The sequence below is a fragment of the Sphingobium lactosutens genome (assembly GCF_013393185.1).
GTDB lineage: Bacteria > Pseudomonadota > Alphaproteobacteria > Sphingomonadales > Sphingomonadaceae > Sphingobium > Sphingobium lactosutens_A.
Genome location: NZ_QJQX01000063.1, coordinates 59,962 through 76,199, shown reverse-complemented (window position 1 = coordinate 76,199; position 16,238 = coordinate 59,962). Strand labels below are relative to the sequence as shown.

The 16,238-nt window shown below is 62.5% G+C and carries 10 protein-coding genes; 8 read left to right on the top strand and 2 right to left on the bottom strand.

What is annotated here, in order from left to right:
• Window positions 1-205 precede the first annotated feature (205 nt).
• On the bottom strand, window positions 206-646 hold the full coding sequence (gene soxR, locus DM806_RS18365) for a redox-sensitive transcriptional activator SoxR (RefSeq protein ID WP_179041791.1): 441 nt from the start codon (window positions 644-646) through the stop codon (window positions 206-208).
• A gap of 559 nt (window positions 647-1,205) precedes the next feature.
• Between soxR and DM806_RS18360 the strand changes: the two genes are divergently transcribed.
• From DM806_RS18360 to DM806_RS18325, 8 genes are all read left to right on the top strand, one after another.
• Window positions 1,206-2,333, top strand: coding sequence for an efflux RND transporter periplasmic adaptor subunit (locus tag DM806_RS18360; protein WP_179044610.1), 1,128 nt, complete (start codon window positions 1,206-1,208; stop codon window positions 2,331-2,333).
• Window position 2,334: 1 nt separating this feature from the next.
• Complete coding sequence (locus tag DM806_RS18355; RefSeq protein WP_179044609.1) at window positions 2,335-5,424, top strand: efflux RND transporter permease subunit; 3,090 nt, start codon at window positions 2,335-2,337, stop codon at window positions 5,422-5,424.
• Window positions 5,417-6,835, top strand: a complete 1,419-nt coding sequence (locus DM806_RS18350) for an efflux transporter outer membrane subunit (protein ID WP_179044608.1) — start codon at window positions 5,417-5,419, stop codon at window positions 6,833-6,835. The genes DM806_RS18355 and DM806_RS18350 overlap by 8 nt, the downstream gene beginning before the upstream one ends.
• A gap of 267 nt (window positions 6,836-7,102) precedes the next feature.
• Complete coding sequence (locus DM806_RS18345; RefSeq protein ID WP_179044607.1) at window positions 7,103-10,513, top strand: glycosyltransferase; 3,411 nt, start codon at window positions 7,103-7,105, stop codon at window positions 10,511-10,513.
• Complete coding sequence (locus DM806_RS18340; protein ID WP_179044606.1) at window positions 10,510-11,235, top strand: AcvB/VirJ family lysyl-phosphatidylglycerol hydrolase; 726 nt, start codon at window positions 10,510-10,512, stop codon at window positions 11,233-11,235. Before DM806_RS18345 ends, DM806_RS18340 begins: the two co-directional genes overlap by 4 nt.
• On the top strand, window positions 11,232-13,856 hold the full coding sequence (mprF, locus tag DM806_RS18335; protein ID WP_179044605.1) for a bifunctional lysylphosphatidylglycerol flippase/synthetase MprF: 2,625 nt from the start codon (window positions 11,232-11,234) through the stop codon (window positions 13,854-13,856). The genes DM806_RS18340 and mprF overlap by 4 nt, the downstream gene beginning before the upstream one ends.
• The gene (locus DM806_RS18330; RefSeq protein WP_179044604.1) at window positions 13,853-14,539 is read left to right on the top strand and encodes a winged helix-turn-helix domain-containing protein; all 687 of its coding nucleotides are present in this window, start codon (window positions 13,853-13,855) and stop codon (window positions 14,537-14,539) included. The genes mprF and DM806_RS18330 overlap by 4 nt, the downstream gene beginning before the upstream one ends.
• Before the next feature lie 7 nt (window positions 14,540-14,546).
• Entirely contained in the window at window positions 14,547-15,926 is a 1,380-nt protein-coding gene (locus tag DM806_RS18325) for a sensor histidine kinase (RefSeq protein WP_256869384.1), read from the top strand.
• A gap of 57 nt (window positions 15,927-15,983) precedes the next feature.
• On the opposite strand, the gene DM806_RS18320 is transcribed toward DM806_RS18325, so the two are convergent.
• Entirely contained in the window at window positions 15,984-16,223 is a 240-nt protein-coding gene (locus DM806_RS18320; RefSeq protein WP_179044603.1) for a hypothetical protein, read from the bottom strand.
• Between the last annotated feature and the right edge of the window lie 15 nt (window positions 16,224-16,238).

The window sequence follows — 16,238 nt, the reverse complement described above, 5'->3', positions numbered from 1 at the left end:
AAGTAAGATGCCAAATCCCCCAGCAAACCGTCAGTAGCCGCGGTCCTCACCGGATGCGTACGAGCCTTCTGAACGCACCGAAGTTGCTCTCCAGCCTGCCCGCCGCCTTGACGGGCGCTGCGGCATGGCCTCATCTGACTGATAAATCTGTGTATTAATTCCCAGAAGACTGATTGGATCGGCCCTGAAACGAGGCACTCGATCCTCACTCGAATGCACGGGCGCCCGCGCCTCCAGATGCCGCAATGTCCTGAGGATTGCGCAACGGACAGTCGGCCAGGGACAGGCATCCGCATCCTATGCAACTCGCCATCTGATCGCGAAGATGGGTCAGCTTCTCGATCCGCTGATCCAGTTCGGCGCGCCACAGGCTGGACAAGCTCGACCAGTCCGACGCGATCCGCAAATGCCCCGTCGGCAACCCCGCAAGATGCTCCTTTATCTGCGCCAGCGGAATGCCAACACGCTGCGCAACCTTGATCACCGCAATTAGCCGCAGAACCGAGCGATGGTAACGCCGCTGATTGCCGCCAGTGCGCTCGCTTTCGATCAGCCCCTGCGCTTCGTAGAAATGAAGAGTGGACACGGGCACGCCGGCACGACGGGCGACATCGCCGACGCTCAGATTGGCAGCAGGGAGGGGGATCGAAACGCTCCTAAGCGCAATGGGATCGGAAAAGCGGCAGAAGAGCCTTTACCTCAACATTGGTTGAGGTTCTATAGAAGCCCTCCCTGATTCGCAAGGGAGGCGTATTTGAGATTTTCCATAACTGGCACTGGCCGATTTCTTGCCGTGCAAGCAGCGGCGGCCGTTCGCCAAAATCTGTTGCAAATCTTTCGCAACAGGCTTAGCCATGATGCGCCGGAAATAGAGTTGCAGGGTGGTGTCTCCTGCACTTGCCATGAGGTGAGTTCTTCCCAGCCGCGGCGTCGACCTGAGCATTTGTCTGGGGATGGCGCGTGGATTTTATGGTTTTCCTATTTGCGCTCCTGTCCTCTCGGGAAGGATTGCCCGTGCTTCGGCATCCTCGGAGCCAGTTCCCCTCTATCTGTTCCAGTGTCCAGATCCGTCGCCGACCTATCGTGTTGCGGAGCGACCTGCTTCCCTCTTTTCATAATGGATATCTCATGAGCATCGATCCCTTTAGTCTTGCTGCCCTTTTCTGGGTCCGACCATCCGGAGTCCACCAGAAGGGGGCGGGGGCATGACCGACCAGATATCGCCGGAAGCGTCGCGCGGGATATTCCGACAGGCGCGCACGATCCTGCTTACGGTCTTCATATTGCTTGTTCTGCTGGGCGCGCTCTATTTTTGGCGCGGCTGGCGGGTCGGGCAAGCGCAGGCCTGGCAGCCGCAGGCCATATCCGTCGCTGCTGCCACGATAGCCCGCCGCGACATCCCTGACGCGCTGGAAGCGGTTGGCAGTCTGCGCGCCGTGCGGGAAGTGACGTTGTCGCCAGAAGTTGCCGGGCGCATTTCCGCGATCCACTTCGAAGCCGGTGCAAAGGTCGGCGCAGGCGCGCTGCTGGTGCAACTGTTCGACGGGCCGGAACGGGCCGATCGGCGCGCGGCGCAGGCCAAGGCGACTTTTGCCGGGATACAGGTCGCGCGGTCGCAGGAACTCGCGCCGACTGGGGCAGAACCGCGTGAGACCCTGGAACAGCGCCGTGCTGACCGCGATCAAGCCGCAGCCGCCCTGCAGCAGATTGACGCTCGCCTGATCCAGAAGCAGGTGCGGGCACCCTTTGCAGGGGTTCTGGGTATACGCCAGGTCAATCTTGGGCAATATCTCAATCCCGGCGATGTGATCGCGACACTGACGGCACTCGACACGCTGTTCGTGGATTTCGCCCTGCCGCAACAAGAACTGAGCAGGCTCAAGCCCGGATCGACCGTCACTGTCATCAGCGATGCCTGGCCGGGGCGACGCTTTACCGCGACGGTGAATGCGATCGAGCCGAAGATTGGTGAGGATACACGCAATATTACCGTACAGGCAGTGCTGCCCAATCCGGACCGTGCGCTGCGGCCCGGCATGTATGTGACCGCTGCGCTGGAATTGCCCGTACAGAAGGGCGGGTTGCTGGTGCCCGCGACGGCGATCCAGACGTCGGCGCAGGGCGACAGCGTCATCGTCATTCGCGGTACCAATCCCCGCGCAGGCGGCAAGGCGGAAGTCGTGCCCGTCCAGACCGGGCGACGTGTCGGCAATGAGGTGCTGGTTACAAGCGGCCTTCGTGCCGGCGATGTGATCGTGACCGAAGGGCAGTTGCGCGTCCAGCCCGGCGCCGATGTCAAGGTTGCCGCCGCTACGCCGAAAGGAGGGCGCTGACATGAACGTCAACAGGGCTTTCACCGATATCTTCATCCGTCGGCCGATATTATCGATAGTCGTCAGCCTGCTGATCCTGCTGGTCGGCTTGGCTGCATTATTCAGCCTGCCGATTCGCCAATATCCGAAGATGGAAAGCGCGACGATTACCATCGATACGGCGTTTCCAGGCGCGACGCAGGATGTGATGCAGGGTTTCGTGACCACCCCGATCGCACAGGCAATCGCCACGGCGAACGGCATCGAATATCTCAGTTCCACCTCCAGCCAGGGCAAGAGCCATATTGCAGCCAAGCTGGTACTGAATGCCAATGCCGACCGATCGATGACCGAGATCCTGGCAAAGGTGCAACAGGTCAAATATCGTCTGCCCACTGGCGTGACCGATCCGGTCATCAGCAAGATCACCGACGGTGCATCGGCGGTCCAATATATTTCCTTTTCCAGCAATATGTTATCGCCACCGCAAATACAGGATTTCGCGACCCGTGTGGCCCAGCCCATGGTCACATCCATTCCCGGCGTGGCGTCGGCGGAGATGACGGGCGGTGCGCCGCTTGCCATGCGGATCTGGGTCGATCCGGTAAAGCTCACCGCACGCGGCCTGACGCCGGGCGATGTCGCCAACGCCCTGCGCGCCAATAATGTGCAGGCTTCGCCCGGTCAGTTGAAGGGGGCAAGCACCGCCATCAACATTACCGCCGCGACCGACCTGCGCGATGTGGCGGCTTTCCGAGAGATGGTGCTCAAGAGCGGTGAGGGCGGCATCGTCCGCCTGGCCGATGTCGCGACCGTGGAGATGGGCGGACAGAATTATGATGCCGGCGCGCTCTCGTCAGGCGTTCCCGCTATTTCCATCGCCATTTCGCCGACGCCGGACGGCAACCCTCTGGAGATCGTCAAGGCTGTCAAGGCGCTGCTGCCTGAAATGCAGCGCGTCGCGCCGCCAGGCGTCAAGGTCCATAATGATTTCGACGTGGCCCATTTCGTCAATGCTTCGATCGATGAAGTACAGCATACGCTGGTCGAGGCGATCGTCATCGTCATCATCGTCATTTTCTTGTTCCTCGGTTCCGTTAGCGCCGTCATCATCCCGATCGTCACCATCCCGCTGTCGCTGCTCGGCACGGCCGCGCTCATGCTTGCCTTCGGATTCTCGCTCAACCTGTTGACCCTGCTCGCGATGGTGCTGGCGATCGGGTTGGTGGTGGACGACGCCATCGTCGTCGTGGAGAATATCCACCGTCATATCGAAGAAGGTCTGTCACCCTTCGAAGCGGCGCTGGTCGGCGCAAGGGAAATCGTGACGCCGGTCATCGCCATGACCATCACGCTGGCGGCGGTCTATGCACCGATCGGTCTGATGGGCGGCCTTACCGGCGCGCTGTTCCGCGAGTTCGCCTTTACGCTTGCCGGTTCGGTGATCGTGTCGGGCGTGATCGCACTTACCCTTTCGCCGATGATGAGCGGCAAGCTGCTCAATGCAAAGCTGGCGGAGGGCAGGCTGAGCCAGGCGATCGAGCATAATATGGAGCGACTGACCAAGGGATATGGCCGGCTGCTCGATCGAACACTGGCGGCACGCGCGGCCGTGCTGATCGTCGGGCTGGCGATGCTGGGCGCGATCGTGTTGCTGTTTACCGGGAGCCAGCGCGAACTCGCGCCGCAGGAAGATATGGGCTATGTGTTCGTTGCGACGAAGGCGCCGCAATATGCGAATATCGACTATATGTCGCGCTTCAACGCCCAGGTCGACGACATCTTTCGCACTTTCCCCGAATATCGCGGCAGCTGGTTCGACGCAGGGGGCGCCAACGGCACCAATAGTGGTTTCGGCGGCATCATCCTGTCGGAATGGGGCGAGCGCATGCGTAACGCAGACGATATCCAGGGCGAGTTGGCTGGTCGCACCGGTGCTGTTACCGGCATCTATGCGACCGCCTTTCAGGACAGTCCTTTGCCGGCTGGCAGCGGCGGGCTGCCGGTCCAGATGGTGATCCGATCGTCCGATGACTTTCCGCAAATATACAAGACGCTCGAAGCCGTGAAGGGCGCGGCCTGGGGGAGCGGCCTCTTCGCCTTTGTCGATAGCGACCTCGCTTTCGACAGTCCGGAAGCGCATATCAGCGTCGATCGGGCGAAGGCCGGCCAAATGGGCGTCACCATGGCGGAAATTGCCGATACGCTGGCGCTGCTGGTGGGTGAAAATTACGTCAACCGCTTCAACTGGCATGATCGGTCCTATGACGTTATCGCGCAGGTGCCTCGCGACAAGCGCGTCACGCCCGATAATCTGGGCCAATATTATGTGAGGGCCGGATCGGGCGCGCTGGTTTCGCTGTCCACCGTGGCAAAGGTCCAGATGCGACCGCAACCCAATAAACTGCCGCAGTTCAACCAGATGAATTCGGCTACCCTCTCCGCCGTGCTGATGCCCGGCGTCACCATGGGGCAAGCGGTCGAATATCTGAAAGAACAGCCGATGCCGGCAGGAACGACCATAGACTGGCTGTCCAACAGCCGCCAGTATGTGACGGAGGGCGACAGGCTTACCCTCTCCTTCGGCTTTGCGCTGATCGTCATCTTCCTGGTGCTGGCAGCACAGTTTGAAAGTTTCCGTGATCCGCTAGTCATCCTTGTGACGGTGCCGCTGGCGGTTTGCGGAGCCCTGGTTCCGCTCTATCTGGGTTTCACCACGCTCAACATCTATACCCAGATCGGGCTGGTGACGCTGATCGGACTAATCTCCAAGCACGGCATCCTGATGGTGTCCTTCGCCAACGAGATGCAGGTGAAGGAAGGCTTGAGCCGCATGGACGCTATCCGCCATGCCGCTGCGGTGCGCATGCGCCCGGTGCTGATGACCACGGCGGCGATGGTGGCGGGCCTTATCCCCCTGCTCTTCGCCGGGGGGGCGGGGGCAGCCAGCCGTTTCGCTATCGGTATCGTCGTTGTGATGGGGATGCTGATCGGCACGTTGTTCACCCTCTTCGTCCTGCCCACTTTCTATACGCTGCTCGCCGGCGACCATCGCAAGTCAAGCGCACGCGATCAGAGCGGCCTGTCAGCGGGAGAACCCGTCCATGCATAAATCCCTGTTGCCGCTGGTCGCGGCGCTGATGGCCGGCGGATGCGCCGCCGGTCCCGACTATCATCGCCCTGAACCGAAGGCGGCCGCCGGAGGCACCTTCATTATGCAGGCCGCCGCCTTCGATCCCTTGGCGCCGCTGCCCGACCGATGGTGGAAGCTTTATGACGATCCTGCACTCGATGAATTGGTGGCGCAGGCATTGATGGCGAACAACGATCTGCGTGTAGCCGCCGCCAATCTCGCGAAGGCGCGCGCGACGCTCAGCGAGGCAAAGGCGGGACGGTTGCCGAGCACCAATATCGATGGCGGCATCAGCTATGGCGACGGAATGCAAGATGTAGGCGGCGCCTTCACCCAGGACAAGGCGCAATGGTCGCACAATGGCAGTATCGCCATCAGTTGGGAGGCGGATCTGTTTGGTCGCGTCAGTCGGGCGGTCGAAGCAGCCCTGGCTGATGCGCAAGCGGTGGAGGCGGCTCGCGATGCGGTGCGGGTAACGGTGGTGGCGGAAACCACGCGGGCCTATCTGGACGCCTGCTCCTATGCCCATGCGCTGGCGGTGGCGCAGGACAGCTATCGTGCTGCCAGCGACAGCCTGAAGCTTGTGACAGCGCAGGAGAAGGCGGGATCGGTCGGCCTGTACGACGTGGAGCGTGCCGCCGCCGCGGCCGCGACCGCCCGCGCCGCGATTCCAGAGGTGGAAGCGCTGCATCAGGCCGCGCAGTTGGAACTGGCTGCTTTGATGGGCGGTACTGCCGCCGACATTCCCTTCGCTGCGCGTCGGTGCGTCCTGCCGCCCGCGCCCGTGGCGGCGCTGCCGGTGGGCGGCGGAGCCGATCTGTTGCGCCGCCGCCCCGACCTTCGGCAATCCGAACGGCAACTGGCCGCGGACACGGCGCGCATTGGCGTCGCCACCGCTGCGCTTTATCCCACGATCAGACTGGGCGGCACGGGTAACGTCTTCGGCAATGACAGCGTCAAGGGGAGCGACAGCCTGTCCTTCTCGGTCGGGCCGCTGCTGTCGTGGAGCTTCCCCAACATCAGCGTGGCTCGTGCCCGGATCCGGCAGGCCAAGGCGCAGGGGGAGGCGTCCCTTGCTGCGTTCGATGGCAAGGTCGTCACCGCGCTCAAGGAAGTCGAACTGGCGCTCAGCAATTTCGCGCAGGAGCAAATCCGCCTGTCGTCGCTGGAGGAAGCGCAGCGTAGATCGGCACGCGCTCACCAATTCGCCAATCAGCGCTACCGGGCCGGATCTATTAGCTGGCTGGACGTGCTGACGGCACAGCAGGACATGTTGACTGCACGAGCGGCTCAGGCGGCATCGCTGCAAAGACTGTCTTCCTTGCGGATCGACATATTCAAGGCATTGGGCGGGGGCTGGAATGACGCTGCGCCCCCAGCGCCGGGCTGAACGAGACGTGCGCCATGAATTGGATAGGTGACCGCCATCCAGGCGGCGATACGCCCTGCGCGAAATTCGCGCAGGTAGGAGGAAATCCGATCGACCGGCATGAGGTTTCTTCGGCCCGTCCTTTCATGAACTTATTGTAATATCGTGCCCACCTGCCGGTTACATGGCGCGGCCTATTGATCCTGACGGTCATCGTGCATGGCCAAATGGGTGAGAGGCGGTACGTCCCCCTGTCGTGCCGCCTCTCCAAAATCGCCGAATGGAACGATGCACAGGCCGATTTTCTATGATGCGAGCGGACGGCGGCGTCGGTTGACCCTGCCCGCCATTTGCCTTGCCCTGATCGCCGTGCTGGTCGCGGCAGTCGCTTTTGCCATCACGATCGTGGACGTGCCGGTGCCGGCGGCTGTACCTCTCCACATGGAACGGTCTCAGCCGGAAGGAATCGGCCAGCGGCTCGGGCGTCTGGGCGCGTCATTGCGTAAGCTTGCCAGCTGGCTCCCGACAGAAGCCCGGACTCAAGCAGGACAGCCTGTCCGTGTCGCCTTCTATGTGCCGTGGGACGATGCGAGCAAGGCGTCGTTACGGCAGCATGTCGCCGCGATCGATTGGGTGGCGCCGTCCCTGATTTCCGTGACTGGGCCCGCGCATAGCGTTCAGCTGACGGCGGACCCCGCTTTTGCAGCCATAGTCCATGCCGCACATCGCCGGCCGAAGGTGATGCCGGTTGTGCAGAATGTTGCGGATGGCGCGTGGGACGGCGCGGGAACCGCTGCGTTGCTCCACGATCCTGCAGCGCGCACCCTGTTCCTGCAGCGCCTGCTCCCCATTCTGAAGCAGTTGCATGGATCGGGCGTGGTGTTCGATCTGGAAGCATTGCCGGTCGGCGCGCAACGCGATTATCTGTCCTTTGTGCGGCAGGCTGCGCTGCTGCTGCATGCGCGGCATCTGCAAGTGATGCTGACCGTGCCGGTGGACGATGGAGGCTGGAATCTGCGGGCCTTTGGTCAGGTCGCCGACCGGTTGTTCCTGATGGACTATGATCAGCATTATGTCGGACAGAGTGCCGGGCCTATCGCGGCACAGCCCTGGTTCGTGGCCAGGTTGCGTGCCGCGCTTCGTGTCGTGCCCGCGTCCAAGACGATCGTCGCCATTGGCAATTATGCCTATGACTGGACCGAAGGCGGCGGACCTGCCGACGCGCTTTCCATCGAAGACGCCTGGCTTTCGGCTCATTATTCTGGCGCGCAGATCCGGTTCGATCCTGCCAGCGGCAACGCGACATTCGATTATCAGGAAGATGGGCGGGTCCATCATGTGTGGATGCTGGATGGTGCGAGTGCATGGAACCAGATTCGGGCGGCTAGGCTGTCGGGTGTCGGCGGCATCGCGCTTTGGCGGATGGGATCGGAAGATCCGGGCTTCTGGTCCGCGCTGAAGGCGCGGGATGATGTTGCAGCGGGCGGGATGAGCCGGCTTACCAGCTTCAACTCGGTCGATGTCGAGGGGGAAGGCGAGATATTGCGCATCGACGATGTGCCGACAATCGGTCATCGCATAATTCGTATGGGATCGGGCCGCATGGGATCTGGCCATGTCGGATCGGCGGCCAATAGCGGTCTGATCGTCGACGAACATTTCGCCAGCCTGCCTACGCCCTATGTGATCAGGCGCACGGGCTATCGGCCGCATCAAATTGCCCTGACCTTCGACGATGGCCCGGACGCGGTCTGGACTCCGCCGATCCTCGACATATTGAGATCAGCCCATGTCCCGGCGACTTTCTTCGTGATTGGCGAAAATGCCATCATGCATCCCGGCCTGTTGCGACAGATCATCGCGCAGGGCAGCGAGATCGGCAGCCATAGCTATACCCATCCCAATCTGGCGCAGGTGTCGCCCAGGGGCGTGTCACTGGAACTCAACAGCACGCAGCGCCTGATCGAAGCCTATACGGGGCACGCCGTCAGGCTGTTTCGTGCGCCCTATTTCGGCGATGCGGAGCCGACCACGGCGGATGAGATCGGGCCGGCGCTGGAGGCGCAGCAAGCCGGCTATGTCAATGTGGGGCTGCATGTCGATCCGGGCGACTGGACCCGGCCCGGCGTGGATGCCATCGTTGAGCGGACGGTCCGGCAGGTGGAGGCCGGCAACGCCGGACGGTCGGCGCAGATCGTGCTGCTGCATGACAGCGGCGGCGATCGGGCACAGACCGTCGCAGCATTGCCCCGCATCATCCGGGCGCTCAAGGCTAGGGGCTATCATTTCGTTACGGTGTCTGCGCTGGCCGGATTGACGCCGGCGCAGGTCATGCCGCCCATCCATGGCGCCGATCTTGCCGCGGTTCGTATCGACGTCGCCATATTCCTGATCGTTGCGTCCATCGTCACGCTGTTGAAATGGCTGTTCTTCGCCGTCATTCTGTTTGGCATGGGACGCGCGGTAATGCTTGCCGGGCTGGCGCTCGGCAGTCGCTTGCAGTCCAACCGTATCGAGCCGCCGGCCCTGCGTTCGGGCGAGTTCGTGTCCGTCATCATTCCCGCCTATAATGAGGCGAAGGTGATCGAGGCGTCGGTGCGGCGTGTGCTGGCCAGCCATGACGTCATACTGGATGTCATCGTCGTCGACGACGGATCGACCGATGAGACCAGCGCGATCGTCGCTGGTGCCTTCGCCAATGATGCGCGGGTACGATTGCTTACGCTGGCCAATGGCGGCAAGGCGGCTGCGCTCAATCGGGCGCTGGAAATGGCACGGGCGCCGATCATCGTCGCGCTGGACGCGGATACGCAGTTCGAGGAATTGACGATCGCCCGGCTGGCCCGATGGTTCGCCGACCAGCAGGTCGGTGCGGTTGCGGGCAATGCGATGGTCGGCAATCGTGTGAACCTTGTCACCCGGTGGCAGGCGGTAGAATATGTGACGGCGCAAAATCTGGAGCGCCGTGCTCTCGCCCGTTTCGGCGCGATCACGGTGGTACCGGGCGCGGTCGGCGCATGGCGGCGGGCGGCGCTGGATAGCGTGGGCGGTTATCCGCTCGATACATTGGCCGAGGATCAGGATCTGACGATCGCGGTGCAGCGCGCGGGCTGGCGCATCGCCTATGATACCGAGGCGGTGGCCTGGACGGAAGCGCCGGAAAGTTTTCGCGCGCTCGCCCGCCAGCGTTTTCGCTGGGCCTATGGCACGCTGCAATGCCTGTGGAAGCATCGGAGCATCTGGCGCAGCGGCAACCCGGCCGGGCTGGCATGGGTCGGCCTGCCGCAGGCGTGGCTGTTCCAGATCGGCTTTGCCATCATTTCCCCCATTATCGATCTTGCGCTGGTGGTCAGCATGATCGACACTGCCGTGCGCGTCCATCAGCACGGCTGGGCGCAGACCGAAAGCGACGTGCTGCGCATGGGCTTCTACTGGCTGGTCTTCACTGCGGTGGACATTCTCTGCGGCGCGGTGGCCTATCGGCTGGAACCGCGCGAGCGACATTATCCGGCCCTTCTGCTGGTCGCGCAGCGGATCGTCTATCGGCAGATCATGTATGGCGTCGTCATCCGGGCGGTCGGCACCGCCATATTGGGGCCGTGGGTCGGCTGGGGCAAGCTGGAGCGGACGGGGCGGGTACGGTCCGGCGAGGTCGGGATGGGGCCCGCGCTGGCGACCGGTCGGAGCGCGATCGCATGAGAAGGCTTGTCCGCCCGCTCTTCATCATGGCGGGCGTGCTGCTGCTGGGCCTCTGGTATATCGGCTATATTGGCGGCACTTTGTTCGGCGTCATGCCGGCCACGGCGCAAGCGTCGCCGCACCCCCGCGCGGTGGCGCTCTATCTGTCGGGTGATATGGGATTTCATGCGGGGCTTGGCCCCGATATTGTCGAACGGCTGAACCGGCACGGCATCAGCGTCATCACCGAAAACAGTCTCCATTATTTTCGTACCAGGCGGACACCTGAGGAGACGGGAGCGATGATCGCGGACGGGTTGCGCCGCGCCATCGCGATCGATCCCGCAGCGCCCTTGCTGCTGCTGGGTCAGTCCTTCGGCGCGGACGTGATCGCACCGTCGCTTCCCTATGTGCCGAAGCCGCTCCGCGTGCGGATAGCGTTCGTCGGGTTGGTCGTGCCGGGCGCGACGCGGCAATGGCGCGCCTCTCCGACCGAGATTTTCTCTATGGGTGAACCGGAAGAGGATGCCGTCGTGGCGGCGCAGCGCCTCAGTTGGGTTCCATTGCTCTGTATCCATGGGCGGGAGGAACCGGCGAGCCTTTGCCCCTCGCTCCATCAACGCAATGCGACACGGATCGCGCTGCCCGGCGGCCATGCGCTGGACCATGACGAGGAAGCCGCAAGCGCTGTCCTGTTGCAGGCCATAGATCATAGCCTCGCCATATCGGGGCAGGTGCGATGATCGTCAGGGCCGTCGAGAACGGGGTGCGTCGCCACAAAACCCTGCTGGCGATCGGCTGCATGATGTTGGTCACGGGACTGGGCTTCGCTGCGCTTCATCATCTGTTGGCCGAAATGCATGTGCAGGATTTTCGGACGGCTTTCCATGCGATTTCGCCAAGCTTGATCGCATTGTCGGTCGGGATGACGATCCTCAGCTATCTCGCGCTCACCTTATACGATCATATCGCGCTGGTTGGCATGGGGCGGCCGCTCCGATGGCGTACGGTCGCGCTCGCCTCCTTTTGCAGTTACACGCTCAGTCACAATCTGGGACTTTCCTTGCTGACCGGCGGATCGGCAAGGTTGCGCATCTATGGCGCGGCAGGGCTGCGGCCCAGTGAAACGGCCCGCATCATCCTGTCGGCCGGACTGGCTTTCTGGGGTGGCGTCGTGACCATGGCGGCGCTGCTGATGGCGTTTCATCCTATCGCCTTGGATCTGTGGGGCCTCACCCTTGCGATGCCGCTCCAGCGTGTATTCGGCGTCGCCTTGCTGATCGGTATAGCGATGCTGCTCCTTATGCTGGGGCAAGAATGCCGGCCGATCCGTCTGTTCGGGTGGATGCTCGCGCTGCCGACGCGGCGACAGGCGGCAGGGCAGATCGGCGTGGCCTGTATCGACCTCATGGCAGCGAGTGCGGCCCTGTTCATACTGGTGCCACAGGCGAGCATCGGCCTCTACCCCGCCTTCTTCCTCGGCTATGCGCTCGCGATCATCCTGACGCTGGTCAGCCATGTGCCTGGTGGAATCGGCCTGTTTGAAGCCGTCATGCTGGCGGCATTGCCGCAGGTTGATCGGCCGAGCTTGCTGGCTGCATTGCTGGTCTATCGCGCGATCTATTATGTCATACCGCTGATTGTCGCGATCGTCATGATCGCCGTCCATGAAAGCCTGGCCTGGCGAAAGCCGGCCAGTCGAATGCTGGATGGCGCCGAGATGCTGTTGCGCGAAATTGCGCCGACATTGCTGGCGGTGCTGGTGGCGGTCGGCGGCATCGTCCTCCTAGTGTCAGGGTCCCTGCCGGCGGAGCCTGAACGGCTTCGTGCCCTGAACGCCCTTGTTCCAATGCCTTTTCTGGAAGCATCCCATTTGGCGGCGAGCGTGGTCGGGGCGGTCCTGATCCTGCTGGCGTCAGGCCTCTATCGACGATTGGACGGCGCATTCTGGCTCACGCGCCTGTTGCTGGTATCCGGGGCCATCTTCTCCTTGATGAAGGGGCTGGATTATGAGGAAGCGATCGTCCTCATCATTATCGCCTGCCTGTTGCAGCTAAGCCGAACCGCTTTCTATCGCAGGACCAGTTTCACGACCGCCATTTTTTCTCCTGAATGGGTTGCCACGCTTGGGGTGGCGGTCGGCATTTCGATATGGATAGGCTTTTTCGCCTATCGCCATGTCGACTACCAGAATGATTTATGGTGGCAGTTCGGCCGCCATCATGATGCGTCGCGGTTCCTGCGCGCCGCCCTGGCAACCGGGGTTTTGGCTATCGGCGTTGCGATCCGTAGCATGCTCCGCCCCGCTTCCATCGGCGCCCTGATGGCCACGGAAGCCCCTTTGCCGAGCGCGGAGGCGCTGGCGCTTGCCAGCCGGACCGATGCCTGTCTGGCGCTGACCGGCGACAAGCATTTACTGGTGTCGCCTTCCGGGCGCGCTTTCCTCATGTATCAGGTCCAGGGCCATAGCTGGATCGTGATGGGTGATCCGGTCGGCGATCCCGGGGAGTGGTCCGACCTGCTCTGGCAGATGCGGGAACGTGTCGATGCGGCACAAGGCCGGCTGCTCATCTATCAACTCAGCATGGACAGCCTGTCCCTTGCTATCGATCTCGGCCTGTCGATCGTCAAATATGGCGAGGAGGCGCGAGTAGACCTGTCGCGCTTCACCCTGGATGGTCCGGAAGCCCGCCCTCTCCGTCATGCCGTCCGGCGAGCAGAGCGCGAGGGGGCCTGCTTCGAGATCGTCCCTGCCGAGGAGGTGCCGGCGCTGATCCCGCAGTTACAGGCAATTTCAGATCATTGGCTGGCGGCGAAAGGCGCAACCGAAAAAGGTTTCAGCGTTGGTCGTTTCGATTTGTCCTATCTACGGCATTTCGATTGCGCGCTGGTCCGCTGCCGTGGCGAGATTGTCGCGTTCGCCAATATCTGGACGACGCCGGACAAAAGGGAATTGTCCGTAGACCTGATGCGACATAGCGATGGCATTCCCTATGGCGTGATGGATTTCATGTTCGCCCGGTTGATGCAGTGGGGCGAGGCAGAGGGCTATCGCTGGTTCGCGCTCGGTCTGGCGCCTCTGTCCGGCCTGGAGGCCCGGCGGCTCGCATCGCCCTGGGCGAAGGCCGGTGCTTTTCTCTATCGCCATGGCGGCGGCTTCTATGGATTTGAGGGACTTCGAGCCTATAAGGCCAAGTTCGCGCCGATATGGGAACCGCGCTTCATCGCTGGACCGCAAGGCTTGTCGATGGCGCGCGCCATGGTGGACCTGCGCCGGCTGGTCGGTGGCGGCCGTGCGAGCGCGACATCGCGTATGAGCGGATCCGGAAGGATGCGCGCCATGGAAGGGGCAGGCTGGTCATGAGCCATAAGATATTGCTGATCGAGGATGATGCCACGACGGCAGACTATATCGCCAAGGGGCTGGCGGAAGAGGGCTTTGTCGTCGATCGGGCGGACAATGGGCGCGACGGCCTGTTCATGGCGACCGAGCAGACGCATGACGCGATCATTCTTGACCGGATGTTGCCGGGGATGGACGGTATGGCCGTACTCGCGGCGATGCGGGCCGCATCGATCACGACGCCAGTCATCATCTTGTCGGCCCTGGCGGACGCGGACGACCGCGTGGCCGGTCTTACCGGCGGGTCGGACGATTATCTGGCGAAACCCTTTGCCTTCGCCGAACTGCTGGCCCGGCTGCGCATTGTCATTCGGCGGCGCACGGGCGGCGAAGAACGGGAAACACGGCTGAGTTGCCGCGACCTAGAGGTCGACCTGCTCGCTCGGAAGGTCAGGCGGGGCAGGCGCACCATAGAATTGCAACCACGCGAATTTCGCCTGCTCGACTATCTGCTTCGGCATAAGGACGAAGTCGTCACGCGGACCATGCTGCTGGAAGGGGTATGGGACTATCATTTTGATCCTGGCACCAATGTCATCGACGTCCATATCAGCCGGTTGCGCCGCAAGATCGATGAGGAGGGCGAGGCGCCGCTCATTCATACCGTTCGGGGCGCGGGCTATCGCCTGAGCGATCGGGGCTGAATGGCTCATGCGCTGGCGTCATTCCGTTATATGGCGCTTTGCCGCTCTCATCTTCCTGATGCAGATCGCTTGCGTGCTGGTGGCGCTGTGGGCGGTGCACCAGTTTACCGGACGATCCGTGAACCATGCCAGCCGGGAAGTGGCGGTTGGGCTGCGTGACGACATCGCCGCTACCTACGCTGCCGCCGGCTTTGCGGCGGCGGGCGCCACCGTCCGCAACCGGATCGCCAACGATCGTACCGGACAGACCGTGATCCTGCTGCTGTCTCCGCGTGGAGAGAGAGTTGCGGGCAATCTCAATCGCTGGCCGACAGGTGTGGGTGCTTCCGAAGAATGGCATCTTGCCAATCTGCTGCGTAACGACCAGCGCGGGCGGGAGCCGGAAGTGGTCGGCCTGGTCAGCACACGTTTTCCCGACGGCACGCGCCTGTTGACCGGCCATGTCGTCGAAAATGATATGCGCTTCGGCGGCTTTCTGGAGACGGCGCTCGTGAGCGCGGTGCTGCTGGCCATGCCGCTTGCGGGCGGCGCTGCCTGGTTATCCGCTATGATCATCCGTCGTCGGCTGCGGTCGGTAATCGACACTGCAACGGCGATCGGTACGGGAGACATGGGCAGACGGATCGCGCTGACGGGCAGCGGCGACATGTTCGATGCTCTTGCCCGTGCGATCAACGGGATGCTCGACCGGATCACCGGACTGGTCGGCGAATTGAGACTGGTGACGGACGGCCTTGCCCATGATCTGCGCTCCCCGCTCACGCGCCAGCGCGCGGTCATTGAAAATGCGCTCAACAAGAGCCGGGAGGACATCGCCATCAACGCCATGGAGCGCGCCCTGGAGGAGAGCGATACGCTCATAAAAATGCTGAACACCGCTTTGACGATCAGCCGGGCAGAGGCGGGGATCGGCCGCGACAGTTTCGCGCCACTGGATGTTGCGGCGATGCTGCACGATTTTCAGGACATGTATGGCGCGGTCGCCGAGGAAAAGGGCGTGACGATCAGCGTCGACGCAGCGCCCGATCTTGTCATCCTGGCGCATCGGGAATTGATCGCTCAACTCCTGTCGAACCTGATCGACAATGCCCTGAAATATGGCGGCGACAATATTCGACTGTCGGCGCGTCGGGAAGCGGCGAGGATATGTCTCTGTGTGGCGGACAACGGACCCGGCATCGCGGAGGCGCGCCGCGCGGAGGCGCTCAAGCGGTTCGCGCGGCTGGATGCGTCGCGTCATATCGCGGGTGCCGGACTGGGGCTTTCGCTGGCGACGGCTGCTGCGCGCCTGCATGGCGGCGACCTCATTCTGGGCGATGCGGAACCGGGGCTGCTCGTCACGCTGCTATTGCCGACCGATGGCGCATTGCATAACGAAATAGCATAGTCCCGCCGGCGCGACATGAGCCGGCCGGTTGCGGCGTGACTTGGACGACGCCTTTCGCTACCCCATATCTCCTTGTAATTGGGGGTGGCGGTCGCAATGAAATAGATTATGGCGTGTCACGGGCCGGGCGATGACGGTCTGATGCTGCAATGGCTTTCCGCCGAGGCCGATGTGAAAATCAGTCGATTTTTGTCCAGCATCTCTTTCGATCCCGGCAGCAGGAGAAAATTCCTGCTCTTGCCATCGTCGCAGGGCAAAACCGGTGACTGGTGTCTGTTCGGGATCTGGCAAGAACATGATTCCCGGAGTCTT